The 17,424-nt window shown below is 43.7% G+C and carries 13 protein-coding genes; 8 read left to right on the top strand and 5 right to left on the bottom strand.

Annotated elements, in window-relative coordinates:
• Nucleotides 1-48 precede the first annotated feature (48 nt).
• From R7Q11_RS13045 to R7Q11_RS13010, 8 genes are all read left to right on the top strand, one after another.
• Entirely contained in the window at nt 49-1,242 is a 1,194-nt protein-coding gene (locus R7Q11_RS13045; protein WP_047102205.1) for an iron-containing alcohol dehydrogenase, read from the top strand.
• Between the two features lie 161 nt (nt 1,243-1,403).
• Nucleotides 1,404-2,609, top strand: coding sequence for an aromatic amino acid transport family protein (locus R7Q11_RS13040; RefSeq protein ID WP_158156337.1), 1,206 nt, complete (start codon nt 1,404-1,406; stop codon nt 2,607-2,609).
• Between the two features lie 274 nt (nt 2,610-2,883).
• Entirely contained in the window at nt 2,884-4,008 is a 1,125-nt protein-coding gene (locus tag R7Q11_RS13035) for an HD-GYP domain-containing protein (RefSeq protein WP_213870180.1), read from the top strand.
• A gap of 87 nt (nt 4,009-4,095) precedes the next feature.
• Nucleotides 4,096-4,314 carry a hypothetical protein gene (locus tag R7Q11_RS13030; protein ID WP_005377723.1) on the top strand — a complete coding sequence of 73 codons (219 nt, stop codon included), beginning with the start codon at nt 4,096-4,098 and terminating at the stop codon, nt 4,312-4,314.
• Between the two features lie 324 nt (nt 4,315-4,638).
• Nucleotides 4,639-5,403: an ABC transporter ATP-binding protein gene (locus tag R7Q11_RS13025; protein WP_005389081.1), complete on the top strand. Its 765-nt coding sequence runs from the start codon at nt 4,639-4,641 to the stop codon at nt 5,401-5,403.
• Between the two features lie 11 nt (nt 5,404-5,414).
• Nucleotides 5,415-6,299: an iron-siderophore ABC transporter substrate-binding protein gene (locus tag R7Q11_RS13020; protein WP_005377718.1), complete on the top strand. Its 885-nt coding sequence runs from the start codon at nt 5,415-5,417 to the stop codon at nt 6,297-6,299.
• Nucleotides 6,296-8,272: a Fe(3+)-hydroxamate ABC transporter permease FhuB gene (fhuB, locus tag R7Q11_RS13015; protein WP_225466500.1), complete on the top strand. Its 1,977-nt coding sequence runs from the start codon at nt 6,296-6,298 to the stop codon at nt 8,270-8,272. The genes R7Q11_RS13020 and fhuB overlap by 4 nt, the downstream gene beginning before the upstream one ends.
• A gap of 200 nt (nt 8,273-8,472) precedes the next feature.
• A complete protein-coding gene (locus R7Q11_RS13010; RefSeq protein WP_054579467.1) occupies nt 8,473-10,695 on the top strand; it encodes a TonB-dependent siderophore receptor in 2,223 nt (740 codons plus the stop codon).
• Between the two features lie 42 nt (nt 10,696-10,737).
• On the opposite strand, the gene R7Q11_RS13005 is transcribed toward R7Q11_RS13010, so the two are convergent.
• The 5 genes from R7Q11_RS13005 to R7Q11_RS12985 all read right to left on the bottom strand — a co-directional run bounded on the left by R7Q11_RS13005 (nt 10,738) and on the right by R7Q11_RS12985 (nt 17,367).
• On the bottom strand, nt 10,738-11,286 hold the full coding sequence (locus R7Q11_RS13005; protein ID WP_005377712.1) for a hypothetical protein: 549 nt from the start codon (nt 11,284-11,286) through the stop codon (nt 10,738-10,740).
• 251 nt (nt 11,287-11,537) lie between these two features.
• Complete coding sequence (locus tag R7Q11_RS13000; protein WP_225466499.1) at nt 11,538-13,313, bottom strand: ABC transporter transmembrane domain-containing protein; 1,776 nt, start codon at nt 13,311-13,313, stop codon at nt 11,538-11,540.
• 3 nt (nt 13,314-13,316) lie between these two features.
• Nucleotides 13,317-15,056, bottom strand: a complete 1,740-nt coding sequence (locus tag R7Q11_RS12995) for an ABC transporter transmembrane domain-containing protein (protein WP_136977072.1) — start codon at nt 15,054-15,056, stop codon at nt 13,317-13,319.
• A 271-nt stretch (nt 15,057-15,327) separates the two neighbouring features.
• Complete coding sequence (locus R7Q11_RS12990) at nt 15,328-15,819, bottom strand: type II secretion system protein (RefSeq protein ID WP_005389069.1); 492 nt, start codon at nt 15,817-15,819, stop codon at nt 15,328-15,330.
• A gap of 204 nt (nt 15,820-16,023) precedes the next feature.
• Nucleotides 16,024-17,367 carry a sodium/glutamate symporter gene (locus tag R7Q11_RS12985; protein WP_225466498.1) on the bottom strand — a complete coding sequence of 448 codons (1,344 nt, stop codon included), beginning with the start codon at nt 17,365-17,367 and terminating at the stop codon, nt 16,024-16,026.
• Nucleotides 17,368-17,424 lie beyond the last annotated feature (57 nt).

Below are 17,424 nucleotides of genomic sequence, written 5' to 3'. Positions count from 1 at the left end.
GGTAGTAAAAGTAGCTAGAATGATAGCTCTAAATGAAAAGGATTTCGTATGTTGAAGCATCGTTTATACCGGAGTTACACCGCTGGGTTAAAAATTGCAGCCCATATCCTTCCTATGCCGAGACCAACCTTGTTTTCCGGCCCTGGTTCGATGAATGAGCTATTAGAATCGATAACCGAGCTGGGATTTAAACGCGTTTTGTTAGTTACCGACGAAGGGTTAGTCCAAGTCGGTATTGTAGATAAGGTGCTTGAGGCTGCAGCAAAACTCGATTTACAGTTAGATGTTTTCTCGCAAGTTAAGCCCGATCCTACCTATGATCAGGTAGAGAGCGGTCTAGAGGCTTATCATCGTTTTCATTGTGAGGGCATATTAGCTTTGGGTGGCGGCTCTGCAATGGATTGTGCAAAAGTCATCGCTGCGAAAGTTACCAATAAACGGCCAATCAAAAAATTAGCTGGACTATTGAAGGTATGGCGAATGCCAGCGCCGCTTTTTGCTATTCCAACAACGGCTGGAACCGGAAGTGAAGTTACTATAGCTGCGGTCGTGTCAGATCCCTCCTCACACATTAAAACCCCTTTAATGGATCCAAAGTTGGTGCCACTAATGGCAGCTTTAGATGCGAATTTAATGATTGGTTTACCTCCTAAGATCACGGCTGATACTGGCGTTGATGCATTAACCCACGCTATTGAGGCCTATGTATCGAAAAACGCTACTCAAGAAACGATGGCTTATTCGGTTGCCGCTATTAAACTCATTTTTAAATATCTTCCTAGGGCTGTGATGCAAGGGGATGATGTCGAAGCTCGTCATAAAATGGCTATGGCATCCTATTACGCGGGTTTAGCATTTACCAAAGCGAGTTTGGGTTATGTTCATGCCTTTGCTCACACATTCGGTGCGAGATATGGAATACCTCATGGTATGGCAAACGGATTAGCCTTGTTGCCTGTGCTGCGCTTTTCATTATCAGAGATTGAGCCTCAACTAAGAAAGCTCGATGAGTTGACGGCCGAGGGGCAGTTAGGTAACGCAAGTGCTCAGCATTTTTTGGCGAATCTGGAGTCCTTGTTTTCAACTATTGATATTGAGCAAACCAGTGCGCTCATTCAACGTGAAGATGCTGATGCGCTTGTTGATTTAATTCTGAAAGAGGCGCACTGGAATTACCCTGTTCCCAAGTTCATGAACAGGGAAGAGTGCACACAGTTATTGTTAAATATCAGTAAGGTGTAAATTATAGTTTACATGTGTGGTTTTTTATCCTTACACTTTGCTTGATCTTCTGCTAAAGATCCTACAATATCGACGGCAATACAAATATGGTGTTGGTTTCGGTCCGCCGTTGCCCGATCTAATACTGATAATTTCTAATAAAGTGTAAAGATTAATATACAATGAGTCGTTCTAAAGTATTCGGTAGTACGCTAATTATTGCGGGCACTACAATAGGCGCTGGTATGCTAGCGCTTCCACTTGCCTCTGCCGGCATTGGTTTTTCAACTTCTATTATCATCATGCTAGGCTTATGGGCTCTGATGGCTTTCACTGCCTTGCTTATGCTTGAGCTTCATCAACATGCGGAGAGTAGTGCTACACTTCATACTTTGGCGAAACAGATCCTAGGTCAAAAAGGCAAGTGGGTGGCAAGTTTTGCGATGTTGTTTCTTTTCTACTCATTATGTGCAGCGTATATCGCTGGCGGTGGTGCTCAGTTCGGAGACCGCCTTGCACAATGGTTTGACCTCGATATTTCAGGGCCTACATCAACGATAATCTTTACCTTGATTGTGACTTTAGTTGTGACAGTGGGTACCGGTACGGTCGATAAAGTAAACCGAGTCCTGTTCGCGATGAAGCTCATTGCGATGGTTGCGGTGCTTTCTTTTCTTGCTCCAAACGTTACGGAATCTTACTTGTTAAGTATGCCAATCGAACAAGGCCTTGTTGTAGCGGCGATTCCGGTGATCTTTACTTCGTTTGGTTTCCACGGAAGTATACCTGCAATTGTGAATTACTTAGACGGTGACACTTCTTCTTTACGCAAAGCCGTTATTATTGGTTCGACGATTCCACTCGTTATTTATATCTTTTGGCAAATCGTGACGTTGGGTGTGGTTAGCCAAAGTACGCTTGTTGAGAACGGAGGGTTGAGCGCACTGATTGGTCAACTATCTCAGACAGTACACCAATCAAATTTGGGTAGCATTGTTGGTGTGTTTGCTGACTTGGCATTGTTGACATCGTTCCTTGGCGTGAGTTTGGGTCTATTCGAATTTTTGGGTGATACCATCAAAGGAAGTAACGATAAGCCTAATCGTTTGATTGCGGCACTAGTGACGTTTACTCCACCGCTAGGCTTCGCACTTTTCTATCCTCAAGGCTTTATTATGGCTTTGGGCTATGCAGCGATTGCCTTAGCGATTTTAGCCATCTTTTTGCCTTTGGTTATGGTGATCAAGGTTCGTAAATCGGATGATTTTACTGGGGAGTACCGCGTCGCAGGTGGTCATGGTGCGCTAGTGATAACGGGCATCGCTGGCACTGGCATCGTATTCGCTCAGGTGTTAATTACGCTGGGTGTGCTTCCTGCTCTAGGCTAGTTGTTCAGAACGTTCTTTGAATAACCTCTAGTTACTGAATCCATCGTAATCAATCAGTATTGTTAAGCCAACGAGTTTTGCTCGTTGGCTTTTTTAATCTGGATCAAATTACCGTAAGATATCCGGTGAAAAAATTGGTAGAAATGTGCTTTTATTTCGTACACTTAAGTTGTGGTATATCGATAGTTTAAGTGGAGAAAACCGCTCAAAATACCATTGAATTTGCAACACAATGAGCTTTTCTTGTTTCTCTGCTTTGGTGTGGAGGTGAAGCATGGCGCACCGGAGTTTTTACCCGTTTGCAAAACCGCTTAACGAGCAACTGCAAACGCTAAAAGGCAGGATGCAGGCGCACTTGCCATGTATTGATAGGGTGTCATTTGCAAAATATCACCCAGACCAAGATGTGCTCAAATCATTTGCAGAAAGTGAGTTCGACACTTGGTGTCTAGCCCATCACGAATCAGCATTCCGTAAACTCCACCACCTCAATATTGCCTCTAAAAACGCGGTTCCTCGTATCGTCGAAGACCTTCATGATATTAAGCACTGTCCTCGGGTTCAAATTTTACTCAAACACGGATATCAGTCGTCGGCTGCTATTCCTTGTTATGACAATAAAGCTTTTACTGGTTTTGTATTTTTGAACTCCACTCAACGTGATGCGTTTAGTTTAGAAGCGCTGAATGGTCTTAAACCTTATTTCGAAATGATTCGATTTGCGGTTGAATCAGAAACTCAAGTAGTCAATGCGATAGAAACGCTAGCTAACCGAATGCAATGTATGATGCCAGGCTATTCACCTGAGTATTACGCGCATACCAAACGCATGAAGTACTACAGTCAAATTATCGCAACGCAGTTAGCGGATCGTTATCACCTGAATGACGAAATGGTCGAAGATATTGGTATTTTTGCTCAGTTCCATGCGCTCGGTGATAGTCAGCTGCCAGTTGAAATTGCTAGCCGCCGAACAAATTACTCTCAAGAACAAGAGGCGATATTGATTCAACATATTGAGCGTTGTATCGATTCAGCGGATGACATAGTTGCCCGTATCGGAAATCCGGTTCACCCGAGTGTGACTTTGTTTTTGCAGATGATTATTTATCAGTACGAAAATTTAAATGGCACTGGTTATCCGTATGGTTTAACCAGTGATGATATACCAATCGCCGCCCAAATTACGGCTGCCGCAAATGCCTTTGATTTTATGACAACGCACCATCCGTATAGACAAGCGTGGTCCATCCCATACGCATTGTTAGAACTTGAAAAATGGGTGTATCAGGGATGGTTATCTCGAGAATGTGTTAATGCTCTGCGAGAGCATCAAGGTTATATAAAGCAAATCATCCACAAATATCCCGAGCACTATACAGGCTTGGGGCTGATGTGAAGATCAGTAAAGGAGTTGAAATGTTGACGAGGAGGAATATTTAAACAATACTGTTTTTATATACAGCAATAAGTTTGGAGGTGAAGTATGTTGTGGGAAACCCTTGAAAGAGTAAACCGCTTACGCCAACAAGCACTTGCAAATCCTGAGTTTGTTGAGTCAGCAAAAGAGCACGAACAAGCACTTCAGGAGCAAGAATACCATTATCAAACTAAGAAAAAGCGTTCAGCCAAAGACAAACAAGGTAAAAAGTCGCTGGCCGATATCTATAAAGAAGTAGAGTTTGGCGCTGACGCTCGTCATTAATGTATTCACTGCGGCATTTTTCATTTCTTCATACGCTGCAGTATTCGTTCAAATTTATGCGAGAGCAGTGGGAGACCGCTGCTCTCGTTGACCTGCCTATAATTTACTAATGAAGTTCAGCAGAGCAAATTATCACTAACACTTAGCAATTCTCTCAATGATCTTGTTTATGTAATGATAATGACAACGGTTTGCATTTGTATCTTTGTTGTTATATAAAACCTCCCTTATTAATCGTTCTGTTGAATAAGAACGGCAAACGTGATCAACGAATGAGAGCTTTGAATAACTGTTATTCGTAAATGGCTATTAGGTGAAGTAGGGATGTTGGAAGCTAAAGCACTCCAGTTTGAGATTGAAGGCAAGTCATTGCTAAAAGCGTTTGATGTGACATTTGAACCCGGAAAAACATACGCCCTTGTTGGACACAATGGTTCAGGAAAATCCACATTGTTAAAGTTGCTGGCACAGCAACAGCAATACACAGCTGGTGACGTGGTTCTGCATGGAACGAGCATTAACGATCTCTCAGCGAAAAAATTCGCCCAACATATTGCCTACTTGCCTCAGCATCTTCCGGTGACCGACAGTATTTTAGGTCGAGATTTAGTCGGTTTTGGTCGTTATCCATGGCATGGTTTACTTGGACGTTTGAGTAAGAAAGATCACGACATTGTTGAAGAAGCAATGGCGATGACAGGCACACTAAAATACGCAGATCGCTTAGTGGACACGTTATCTGGAGGAGAGCGTCAACGTGTGTGGCTAGCTATGCTGTTAGCCCAAAAAACCGAGTATTTGCTTCTTGATGAGCCTTTGTCTGCGCTAGATATCAGCCATCAAGTAGATATGTTGAAGCTTATCTCTAAACTCAGTCAAGAACTGGGTTTGGGCGTTATTATCGTATTACACGATATCAACTTGGCTGCACGATTTTGCGACTACATCGTTGCATTACATCAAGGTGATTTGATTGCACAAGGCAATGTTGAACAGGTGTTTACTGAACCTAAGTTGAGGGACATATATGGGATAGAGATGATGATCTCTGACCACCCTGCGGGTTATCCGGTGGCGATGCCAAGCTAAAGGTTGGAATAATGAGCAGTACAAACACTCGACTTAAACATTTCTCTTTCGCTCTCTCACTTAGTGCGCTTTTGGTCAGTTCTTTTCAAGCACTAGCTGACGCATCACCTCGGGTGATGTCGGTTGATTGGACACAAACTGAAACGATGTTGGCTTTAGGGGTCGTACCTGTAGGCGTTGCTCAAGGGCAAGATTACGATGCTTGGGTAAAATCGCCACCGTTACCACCTCAAACGAAGGATGTAGGGTTAAGAACTCAACCCAATATAGAGCGCATTTACGAGCTCAGACCTGATCGTATTTTTATTGCCCCGTACTTCTCCTCAATGAAGCATCGCTTAGTTGATATCGCCCCGGTTACCACCATTGACTTATATGAAAGCGGGATTACGGATTGGTCGGTACTTACCAGTTTCACTCGGAGGTTTGGTGAAGAGCTGGGAAGAGAGGCGGAAGCAGAGGCGCTTATCCAACAATACGAAAAACGTTTGTCTTTATTAAAACAGCGTATAAATAAAGGCCAGCCGCCACTTCTAATGATTCAGTTTATGGATACAAAGCACGTACGTGTTTTTGGTCAAAATAGTCTTTACTCCCAGGCTATCGAAAAGATTGGGCTGAGTAATGCATGGAATGAAAAGACGAATAGCTGGGGCTTCAGCCTAGTTGGCATCGACAAGTTAGCTGGCATAAAAGCTCAAATCGTTATCGTAGAGCCATTACCTTATGGTGGAGCGGAGCAGCTCTCTCAAGACCCATTTTGGCAATATGTTGTTCAACAATCTGGTGAAAAGGTCATGCAAGTCGCGCCCGTTTGGAGTTTTGGTTCTATGCCTTCAGCCCTCCGTTTCGCAGAGTTAGTTACGGCGAGTAAGGTCGAGGAGTTAACACAATGAAAACGATGCCTTTAAGCTTTGTGGTGTTACTTTCGGCATTTACCTTTTCTATTGGTGCTTTCCAATTGTACCAAGTAAGCTCATTTTCGTTAGTTCTAATCAGTTTATGGGAGCCTAACTTTCAATCTATCGATTCTGTTTTACTTCACTTTAGCTGGTGGCCTCGAGTCTTCACCACGATTATATCTGGTGCTGGATTAGCGGTTGCTGGGGTATTGATGCAGCAAGTGCTGCGTAACCCTCTCGCTTCACCCACGACACTTGGTGTGGCGAGCGGTTCAAGTTTTGCTTTGATGTTAGCAACGCTATTCGCACCTTGGATGTTGGATATCGCGCCTAATTTGGTTGCTCTCATCGGCGGTGTGATATCGATGGGGTTGGTGATGCTGTTGTCATGGCGACGAGCGTTATCTCCAACGGTTGTCGTCGTTTCTGGGTTAGTGATAAACCTGTACTTTGCATCATTAAGTACGGTTATTCTGATGATGAATACCGAAAAGCTGAATGGGTTAATGATATGGGGAGCCGGTTCGCTTGTTCAGAGTGGATGGGGAGATTTCTCGTATCTTGCCCCTCGAATCGCACTTGCTACGGTCGTTGCATTTGTGATTGCAAAGCCGTTAAGTCTGTTGGAACTCTCCGAGCAAGGTGCCAAGAGTTTAGGTGTCTCGCTAGCTAAGTTGCGTTTTGTCTGTCTTGGGCTTGCGGTGTTAATCACTTCTTGGGTGGTTTCTGCCGTAGGAATCATCGGTTTCATCGGGTTAGCGGCGCCAGCGATTACTCGATTGATAGGTATCAATAAAGTCCAGCATAAGCTTTGGGTATCAATGCTAATTGGTGCCATGTTATTGACTTTAACCGATTTGGTTATTCAGCAACTGCCAGGGCTAATGGCGAGTTTTATACCAACGGGAGCAGCAACGGCTGCATTAGGCGCTCCGTTACTGTTATGGCTGTTACCTCGTTTATCACAAAAGACGCAGGGCCATACTCAAACAGTGTTAACTCGACACCGTCAACATGTTTACAAGCTAAACCCTAAAGCGATCTCATTGGCGTTGATCGGTACGTTAATTTCCGTTGTCCTTTTTGCCACGGTTGCTGTGCAAAATGAAGGGTGGACAAACTTATTTGCTAGCCAAAATTGGATTTTTTTGGAATGGCGCGCACCTAGATTATTTGCAGCAGCAATTGCGGGGGCAATGTTGGCGATTGCTGGAACCATGATTCAACGCCTAAGTGGAAACCCAATGGCAAGTCCTGAAGTGATCGGTATCAGTTCAGGGACAGCGATGGGATTGATCATCGCGATGTTTACTGGGTTTGGTTCGTCAATTTTCACTCTTTCTCTAGGCGGGCTCGTAGGCGCATTAGCGACGGTATTAGTCATTGTGCTGCTAAACCGTAAGTCAGGCTTTCAGCCGGAGCGTATTTTGTTGACTGGTATTGCGATAACCGCACTGATGAATGCAATACAGAGCTTTATTCTAGCCACTGGTGACCCAAGAAGTTATCAAGCATTGGCTTGGTTGTCTGGGTCTACCTACTATGTCTCGGTTGAAACGTTACTCCCATTGTCTTTATCTGCGCTTGTCTTTATAGGGTTGAGTTTTCTCTGCGTAAGATGGCTAGATATTCTTCCTGTCGGTGCCGCTTCCTCTAAAGCACTTGGAATTCGAGTTGATCGTTCACGCGCAATACTGCTTCTTTTAGTTGCTTGTCTCACGGTCAGTGCGACATTGGTTGTTGGCCCGATTAGCTTTGTTGGGTTGTTGGCTCCGCATTTAGCTCGCTTATTTGGTTTTAACAAAGCGTCACAACACATGTTATGCGCCGCGATACTGGGGGCAGGGGTGATGTTGTTGGCTGATTGGTTGGGACGACAGGTCCTTTACCCGCAAGAAATACCAACAGGGCTTATGGCGTCTCTCATTGGCGGTTTGTATTTAATGTGGGGTTTACGCCGCTTATAGAAATGAGCTAAGCCTCAACCAAGAAAGTACTTATACAAATAAGCACTCGTAGTGGCATTCGTAACCTATGCGAGTGCTTTATGCAAAACCTCTGGTTTGTCTTTTACGGAAACAACTGGCGATGCCGTAACTCGCTTTTCTTTCAGCGGTCGCTGAAGTCATGAAGGGTTGGTTTGGCTGCCGACAAAAAGGAGAAGAATATGACTCGGCAGTTTATGCTGACACCAACGTCGATGGCGGTTGTATTAGCTTTATCAACGCCAAATGTCTTGGCTCAGGAAGATGAAAATATAGTTGTGATTGGACAGCAGCAAGACAGTGCAGTTGGTCCGGATTTTAGTTATCTCGGAGCGAAGAGTCGGGCAGCGACGAAAACTGATATTGCTATCAATGAGACTCCAAGAGCGGTGTCTGTTGTTACGCGAGAGCAAATGGATGATCGTGCCTCTATTAGCATTTCTGACGCGCTACAGTACACACCAAGCATTCAAACCAATTATTTTGGCGAAGATAACAAGCAAGATTGGTTTATTATTCGTGGTTTTAAACAGGCGAACAGTGGGTTGTATCAAGATGGTACCCGTTTATATTCTTCTGGCTTCTATAGTTGGCAAATAGATCCGTTTGCGTTAGAGAGGGTTGAAGTTTTACGTGGTGCAGCGTCTGTTCTTTATGGGCAAAACCCTCCAGGTGGCGTTATCAATGTTGTCAGTAAGAGACCTCAATTTGATGGGGGGTCAGGACTTGTATCTTTGGAGTACGGTTCTGAAGACCGTAAACAACTTTCTCTTGACGTAAACTCTGAGGTGAGTGAGCAGCTAGCTTTTCGCTTTCAAGGGTTAGCGAGAAAAAATGGGACGAGAATTAGTGGTGTAGAAGCAGAGCGCATTCTTCTCTCTCCATCGATGACGTACAAATTTAATGAGACGTCTGAAATTACCTTTCTAACGAGCTATCAAAAAGACGACTCAGATCCTTATCTGCAATTTTTGCCAGTTGAAGGAACGTTAACGCCAAACAAAAATGGAAAGATCAGTGATAGTTTAGCGATAGGCAATCCTAACTGGGAGACGTTTGAGCGTGAGCAGGTGTCTTTAGGCTATGAGTTTTCTCATGCATTTAATGATACCACTTCATTTGCTCAAGCAGCTCGTTACAGCGAAATGGATGTTAAGCTAAGACAAATGTATTCGTACGTTTACTCGGCTGATGTGCCTGCGTTGGGGCCGGTTTTGGACCCATCAAATGAACGCAAAACCATACTTCGGGGTGCTTCAACAGAAGATGGGTCATCTGATGCTTTTAATATCGATAATCGTTTGATGCACCAAGTAAATTGGCGAAGTGTTGAGCATAACTTGATGTTGGGCATAGATTTTCAAATGATCAGTATCGATGGTAAAGATTTTGCCAATGACCCTATCGTTGCTAATGGTAATGCATTATTAAACACACCAATGGGAGCTTTGCCCGATCCTAGGTTTAATGTATTTAATCCTACTTATTCGGATAACATAATGTTACTCGACCTGAATACGCTACAACCATTGAGCGAAACCGATAAACAAAGAACGAAAATCGATAATCAGCAGCTCGGCGTCTACTTTCAAGATCATATGCTGATCAACGATAAATGGGCGATGTTATTGGGGGCACGTTACGACGATACAAGTAATGAAGTACATAATGTTACCACGGGTGCTCGCACGAAAGTCGATAATGGAGAGTGGACGTTTAGCGTGGGAACGGCTTATATTTCTGATTCTGGCTTCACGCCATACTTTAGTTACTCTCAGTACTTTGATCCAATTATTCAAGAAGACAGCAATGGTAAGCCAGCGAAGCCTGAAAGCGGTGAGCAATTTGAAATCGGTATGAAATACCAACCGGATTCATTTGATGGTTATTTCAATATTGCAACGTATCGGGCAACAAAAGAAAACTTGGCTCGTATCTACTTGAGTGAATTAACGCAAATAGGAAAAATAGAAAATAACGGCGTTGAGTTTGAAGCTGTAGCTAATGTGACACCATCCTTAACATTGATCGGGAACATTGCGTACGTTGATGCAGAGATAAAAGAAGACATCAATAAGGCATGGGTTGGCAAAACACCTTCCCAAGTGGCGAATACCGTATCATCAGCTTGGGCACATTATCGTTTCTTTGATGGACCTCTTGATGGCTTTGCTGTTGGCTTAGGCGCGCGCTATACAGGTGAGTCATACGGAGACAATGAAGAGAGACTAAAAGTACCAAGTTATTTCTTAATGGATGCGACGGTCAGTTATCGAATCGGCGATTACAAGCTACAAGTCGCAGCTAAAAACATCGCGGATAAAAAGTACATAGCGACATGTGATGGTTTTTGTTGGTATGGCGACCGACAAAATGTTATTGCAAGTTTAACTTACGACTGGTGAGTTAACGTATAAATAAACACCCCCAACTTTAGGGGTGTTTATTTAGAAATCGGCTTTACGGACAAAGTGCGGGTTTTTGTACTTTTTCTGCGGACCAAACGATGATACGACAAGTTTGTTCCATAATGTTTTGTCAAACTCACCCTTTGGAATCGAAGGGTAGAGGGTTTCCTCTTCTTCTCTTGCAAAGTTCATATATTGTTTCTTTTTAATTTGATTGTACTTTTTGGCGATCTGGTTATGTTTTCTTACCCACTCCAGCTTGTAATTGTGGAGCACTTTTTCACCATCTTCGAGACTCATTCGAGATAGGAACAGTCGCTTGTATGAGACCTTTCTGTCCAGCATTGTGCGCATAACGGTTTGGATATATTTACCGTGATGCGTAATGGTAATGTCGTTTTCATCAATAGGAGTGACACACCAGCCTTTAGGTAAAAAGTCTGGCTTCTTAAATTGCTTATTACGCTCCATTAGCGCCTGATGTAAAACTAAATCAGAGGTGCCGCGGAACGTCTTTTGCCATTTACCGATACGAATTTGAATCGAACCAGGCAAGCGATAGATGTTAGTAAACTTATCTTTGTCCATGGACTTGTGTCATGAGATTAATGTGCATAATTAGAAAGCGGAATTCAGCCCAATGCCACAGGCAGTAGACTTAAGTACCGTACGATTTTACAACGACCTTGCGTGATATAGCGAGGGGTTATGTCAATAATAGGTAAGAAATAGAAAATTAGTTCACATTATGAAGAAATTGGAAGCTAACAAGGCTAAATTTGGAAGTTACACCAATTATGCCCATGCCGACTAAATAAAAAGAAGGCACGGGCATAAAATCACACCGCTTCTTCGAGTTGCTTGGTGTCTTCTTCAATCTGTTGTAGGTGTCGGTTTGCTTGCTGTAACTGATACATTTGAGCATAACGACCATTTTGCGTTAAGAGTGCTTTGTGTGTACCTTTCTCGACCAACTCCCCATGATGAAGAACAATAATTTGGTCTGCATCTAGGATAGTTGACAGCCGATGAGCAATAACAACGAGCGTCATGTCTTGTCTGAGTACCGCCAAGCTCTTTTGGATTAAAGCCTCTGTTCCTGAGTCAATATTTGCGGTTGCTTCATCTAATATCAATATCTTAGGTTTTACCACAAGCACACGTGCTAACGCCAAAAGCTGTTTCTGACCCGCAGATAAATTAGTTTCGCCTTGACCTAACTGCGTGTCTAGCCCGTTAGGGTAACGATGAATTTGTTCTGCTAAACCTACCTTGTCTAACGCATCCCATATTTGATTGTCATCAACCGCCCGACTGAGAGAGATGTTTTCTCTGACTGAAGCAGGGAGAATATGTGGATCTTGTTGGACCATTGCCACATCTTTGCGAAGTACGTCCTTCCCTAATGTCTGAAGTGGACGACCATCTATGAGCAGTTCACCACATTGCGTTGGATAAAAGCCCATCAACAGTGACGCTAAGGTGCTTTTACCGCTTCCTGTATGCCCGACAAGCGCGATAAAGTCTTGGTGGTTGGCCTTCAACGAAATGTCTTTTAGGACGTCCTGTTTACCATCGTAGCTAAATGTGAGGTCTTTAAGTTCGATAGCACCTGACCTTAATGGTTGATGATCGCCCCCGTAAGTTTGTTCTTTCGCATCAATCAATTCAAAAACACGTTCGCTTGATACTAACGCCTGCTGAAGTAGAGCAAGTTGCTGAGTCATCTCAATTAGTGGTTCAGTAACTCGCGCAAGATAACTGATAAATGCATACAGTACCCCCACACCAATCAACTCAGTACCATTAAAACCAAAGATCGCAACCAAGCAAAGCAACGCAAGACCAGCGAGCAAATCCATTAAGGGTCTTAGCAGATAGCCGTTTAGCCGAATCACTCGTTTAGATGCCACCAGATGCTCTGCGGTTAGCTCGTTGAACTGTTTATTAAAACGCTCTTCTTGTTGCATTAATTGAATGACACTCATCCCTTGAATGGATTCACTCAGATTCGCATTTATATCAGTCAATAGGTCACGCATCTTTCGGTAGCTTTCTGTACTTAGCTGCTTAAACAAGTACATAAAGCCGATGACGATCGGCAGCAATACAAGCACAACGAGTGTGAGCTTCCAACTCATGAAAAACATAACGCCAAGCATTACGACAATCATGACCACGTTTTTCACCACGGTCGCGATCAAAAGCTCATAAAATTGCTGTAAAGATTCCGTATCGTTGGTGATTCGCGACACCAATTTTCCAGCAGGCGTGTAATCAAACGCAGATAACGGCTGCTTAATCACGCCAGAAAATACTTGCTTACGAATCGCTTTGATCGTGTTAGCCGCGACAATGCTAAATTGCAATGACTGAAAATACTGGAATGTTGCCGATACGATCTGAAGAGCGATATAACCTACTGCTAGCGAAATCAGAACATTTTGTGAATAGTCACCTTTAGCGATGTGCTCATCAATGAAATATTGAATCAACCAAGGGCCGCCGGCGCTAGCTAACGCTGCAATAAACAGCAAGGCGAGTCCTTTAATCATTGGCTTTGGTTGAGATAATGGGTAAGACATTAACCGTTTAAACGTGCTGGTCTGGTTCATTCATTATTCCTCCATCGCCTGTTCTAGTTTTTGGTACTCGAACATTTCGGCGTACCATCCCTGATGCGCTAATAAAGCGCTATGTTGCCCACGTTCAGTAATGTGGCCGTGATTCAAGACAATGATCTCGTCTGCTGCTTCCAATGCGGTGAGGCGGTGTGCAATAACGATTAGGGCTTGATCACGGTAGTGTGTTTCCAAATTCTTAAGGATTTGATGTTCGGTCCGTCCATCAACAGCGGAAAGTGCATCGTCCAAAACCAACACTTGGGCATTCAGCAGCATAGCGCGTGCTATCGCAATACGTTGTTTTTGCCCGCCGGAGAGTGTAATGCCTTTTTCACCAACTTCTGTTTGGTAGCCTTCAGGAAACTTCTCAATATCGTCATGTATACAGGCTAACTTTGCTGCTTTATAGACTTCTTCTTTCTCTGCATTAGGGTTGCCTAAGGCAATATTGTCGAAGATAGATTTGGAGAATAGAAACGGACTTTGGTTAACGACAGCAAAACGGTTGCGCCACTGTGGAAGTAGGGCATCCTTGATCTCGACATCACCGAATTTAATTGAGCCGTTTTCTAAATCATGTTGACGCAAAAGTAGTGTTAACAGGGTCGATTTTCCGCTTCCTACAGGCCCTGCAACTCCCAACATTTTTCCGGGTTCAAGTTCGATGTTTACTTCCGTCAAAGCGGGCGGTAAATCACTAGACCAGTGGAAATCGTCGATATCAATTTTCAACGGAAGTGGTTTATTTTCTATTGGCTTATTACCACTGATAATTTCTGGCTTTTCATCAAAGATCTCTTGTAGTCGGTTCCATGCAGCAGAGCCTCTTTCTAAAATGTTAAATAGGAATGCGAATGCCAGCATCGGCCATATCATCAACCCTAAATACATCGTAAATGCGGTCAGATCACCAAGCGTGATCTCACCTTTATCAACAAGGTAAGCACCAGCAGCGACACTAAGAAGGAAAGAAAGACCGATGGTTAACTGAATTGCCGGGTCAAATCTAGCATCGACTCTTGCAACAGCGATGTTCTTTTCGCCAGTATCATCCACAACCTCTTCAAAACGTTGCTGCTCTTGGTTTTCTAATCCGAAAGCACGCAGCATTCGCACGCCATTAAGTGACTCTTGTGTCATGTCTGACATGGTAGAAAAGGCTTCCTGAGCGACACGAAAGCGTTGATGTAGGATGCGCACAATAAAGAAGATGATGATGGCAAGAAATGGCATTGGAAGAAGCGCCATTACGGTGAGCTTCCAGCTTACTTGCGTTACCATAATGATTAAAACCGCAATACCAGTGATTAAAGAGTCTGCGGCGGTTAAAACCCCTTCGCCGGCTGTCATAACGATATTACGCACATCATTAGTGCCACGAGCCATCAGATCCCCCGTCTTGTAACGTTCAAAAAAACGAGGTGGCTGTGTCGATAAATGCCTATATAGACGGTTACGTAGAATGGTCCCGAGCTCCCAGCTTGCGCCGAAAAGCCAAATTCGCCATAAGATGCGACACCCATAAATGGTAAAGATCAGTACAGTTAACCCTGAGAGCCATAGAATCAGCGTATTTGTATCTAAAGTGTTGTCTACGACGCCGTCAACTATGATGCCAACTGCTTTGGGCGGAACAAGCTGTAGTGCTGATATCACAGCGAAAAGCAGAATGGATCCGACATAGTGCCTCCACTTTTGTTGGAAATACCAACGTAGCTGCCAGAATATTCTCATTACGCCTCCCGCTTTAAATTATTGAATTTGTTATAGAACTATTATTGAGCGAAATGATGAGTTTACAAGCACAAGTTATAGGCGGGTTTAAAAACGATAGATTGTTTCAATTATAGCCATGTGTCGGCGCAAATTACTGGTTTTATCTCTATGAGCTAACTGTGCGACGACATTATGTGAAATAGTTGTTAATGGTGGTTTTGGAGCCATTACCTTGCAATAACGATGAAGACACCAAAAGTAAAAGTGTTACTGCCACTCTCTATGGGAATTAGCAATCGTCAGTTTGTATTTTGTATTTCACTTGGCCACCAGGAGTTTCTGGGTAGTAAACTTCGACATAACACATATGTTCTGGACCAACAGGCTTGTTTGCAAAACCAATAAGGAAGTAGGGCTCGTCTGGACTGTCTACCCCGTACCAAGTGTTAATAGTGAGTTGTGGATCAAAGCCTGCTAGCTCTTTTGCTGGAATAACATTTTTGATAAATCCAAAGTAACCAATTAGGTCGTTATGGCCGTCATTATCTAGATCAATGTTATATTTTATGCCGCCATCTACTGTCTCTTGAGATTGAATCACTGCTTTGGTGTAGACAAAGTTGTTGGCGGTCATGAGTGCTTCTCTGGCTCCATATAGAACCGCTACTCTGGCATCTTTTTGTAAGTCAAGAAATTTAGGAAATGCAACGACGCTTACAATACCAAGAATGATGATGCACACAATGAGTTCAATAAGAGTAAATCCTTGAGAGCGACGCACAGCCTTTCTCCATGTTTTAGAAACGAATAGGCGGCTATTCTGATATAGAAACTTTCAGGTCAAGTATTAAAAAAGAATGATAGTAAGAGATCGGGATTGCAAATCTCAAATATAAAACAAGTTGCTTATTTTTGAGGTAGGGAGTGATTTTGAGAAAAACCAAGGAATGAACTCGAGAGGACAAAATCCTCCCGAGTAAAGCGACTATGATTCGTGTGTCAGAGCACTGCGGTTACGTTTAAAAATGAATCGCCAAATAAATAAGACAATTGCGATGTAACCTAATCCTACACCAAGCGCTTGCCAGTGCATGCCGTTATACATCGCGATTGGCATCAAAGAGATGATGAAGATGTCAGTGATTGAGCCTGGGACATAAGCGATGGCGTAATCATCAAGCACCTTGCTACGCATTTTTGGATCAACAATACGAAGCAACGCAATACCCATGGCAACCGTACCGGTTAACCAACCCCAAGAGAAAATGCCTTTCTCGAACCAATCTTCGCCCATGATGCGTGGGGCAACCCAGAAGATTAGCCATAGTGTGAAGGTGATACCGCCGATTGCAAGCACTACCATCGGCATTAAATACTGAGCTAAGACGGTAATCTTGATGGCTGAGATACCAAAGATAATCAAATAATCAGTACTGATGCCCGCAGCGTGTTTGAATGCACCGTCACAAAGATAGCGTGAAGCTTTCGTTTGTTTCGCGATGATTCGCACAAGCATGCCGCCAAGGAAGCCGGTTACGAACGTAGGAATTTGTACCTTATCGTGGAAAGAAGATAAGTAGTTAGCCGCTACATACGAGAAAGCCGTTACCACTACAACCAACGCCGCGTGAATCGCGAAAGAATCGACTGACAGGGAAGACATGGTGTCTTTCATTACCGGTTCTTGATCAACAGGCTTAACAAGGCCTTTGCGTTCGTGTTCATCCATGCTGTCGAAGGTCGTAAAGCTACGAATCCAACCCATCTTCAATGCGAATTGCAGCATGAGCATGCCGACAGAAATTGAAATGAAAATACCCACGGTTGCGAACGTTAAGCCAAGTGTGAAGCCATCTTCCCAGCCAAGCCCCGTGAAGATTTCACCAACAACAGATGCAGAGCCATGTCCGCCCATAAAGCCCGCAGACATTGTCACACCAAAGCCGGGATTAATCTCTGGCCAGAAGAAGGTTGTGAGAACTAGACCAAATATTGCCGCAAACAACCACTGAGAAACAGAAGCGATTTGGTTAAACGCCCACAATGAGCCAGCACGCTGTGCGACGGTTTTAGGTGATGGAACATCCGTTGCCAGACCTAACGCAGAAAAAAGTGCAGCAGTTAATAGGCTTGCGTTAGCGGTAAACGTATCGGTCCAAGGCAGTAAGTCTAACAGGGCTGGTCCAAAAATTAGACCGAATAATCCTGCGAGAACCGCCGATGGAATGTACATACGCTGTAGTAATGGCGCGTGAACGCGAATGACTTTTGCCAAAATCAATAGTAAGCCAGCGATGGCTAAGTCAGTCAGCATTAGACCTTTAGGCATCTTATCCTCCAGTAAATGCAGTCAAGGGGTAGCGTCCTTGTGACCTACCTTGAATAA

It is taken from the genome of Vibrio sp. 970 (genome assembly GCF_033339075.1).
Note: the sequence above shows the minus strand (reverse complement) of the source record. Positions and strands in the feature narration are given on the sequence as shown.

Bases quoted from the DNA above. Each gene is read 5' to 3' on its own strand.
- R7Q11_RS13035 (WP_213870180.1), top strand. From the start codon at position 2,884: ATGGCGCACCGGAGTTTTTACCCGTTTGCAAAACCGCTTAACGAGCAA.
- R7Q11_RS13025 (WP_005389081.1), top strand. From the start codon at position 4,639: ATGTTGGAAGCTAAAGCACTCCAGTTTGAGATTGAAGGCAAGTCATTG.
- R7Q11_RS13010 (WP_054579467.1), top strand. From the start codon at position 8,473: ATGACTCGGCAGTTTATGCTGACACCAACGTCGATGGCGGTTGTATTA.
- R7Q11_RS13020 (WP_005377718.1), top strand. From the start codon at position 5,415: ATGAGCAGTACAAACACTCGACTTAAACATTTCTCTTTCGCTCTCTCA.
- R7Q11_RS13040 (WP_158156337.1), top strand. From the start codon at position 1,404: ATGAGTCGTTCTAAAGTATTCGGTAGTACGCTAATTATTGCGGGCACT.
- R7Q11_RS12995 (WP_136977072.1), bottom strand. From the start codon at position 15,056: ATGAGAATATTCTGGCAGCTACGTTGGTATTTCCAACAAAAGTGGAGG.
- R7Q11_RS13030 (WP_005377723.1), top strand. From the start codon at position 4,096: ATGTTGTGGGAAACCCTTGAAAGAGTAAACCGCTTACGCCAACAAGCA.
- R7Q11_RS12985 (WP_225466498.1), bottom strand. From the start codon at position 17,367: ATGCCTAAAGGTCTAATGCTGACTGACTTAGCCATCGCTGGCTTACTA.
- R7Q11_RS13005 (WP_005377712.1), bottom strand. From the start codon at position 11,286: ATGGACAAAGATAAGTTTACTAACATCTATCGCTTGCCTGGTTCGATT.
- R7Q11_RS13000 (WP_225466499.1), bottom strand. From the start codon at position 13,313: ATGAACCAGACCAGCACGTTTAAACGGTTAATGTCTTACCCATTATCT.
- R7Q11_RS13045 (WP_047102205.1), top strand. From the start codon at position 49: ATGTTGAAGCATCGTTTATACCGGAGTTACACCGCTGGGTTAAAAATT.
- fhuB (WP_225466500.1), top strand. From the start codon at position 6,296: ATGAAAACGATGCCTTTAAGCTTTGTGGTGTTACTTTCGGCATTTACC.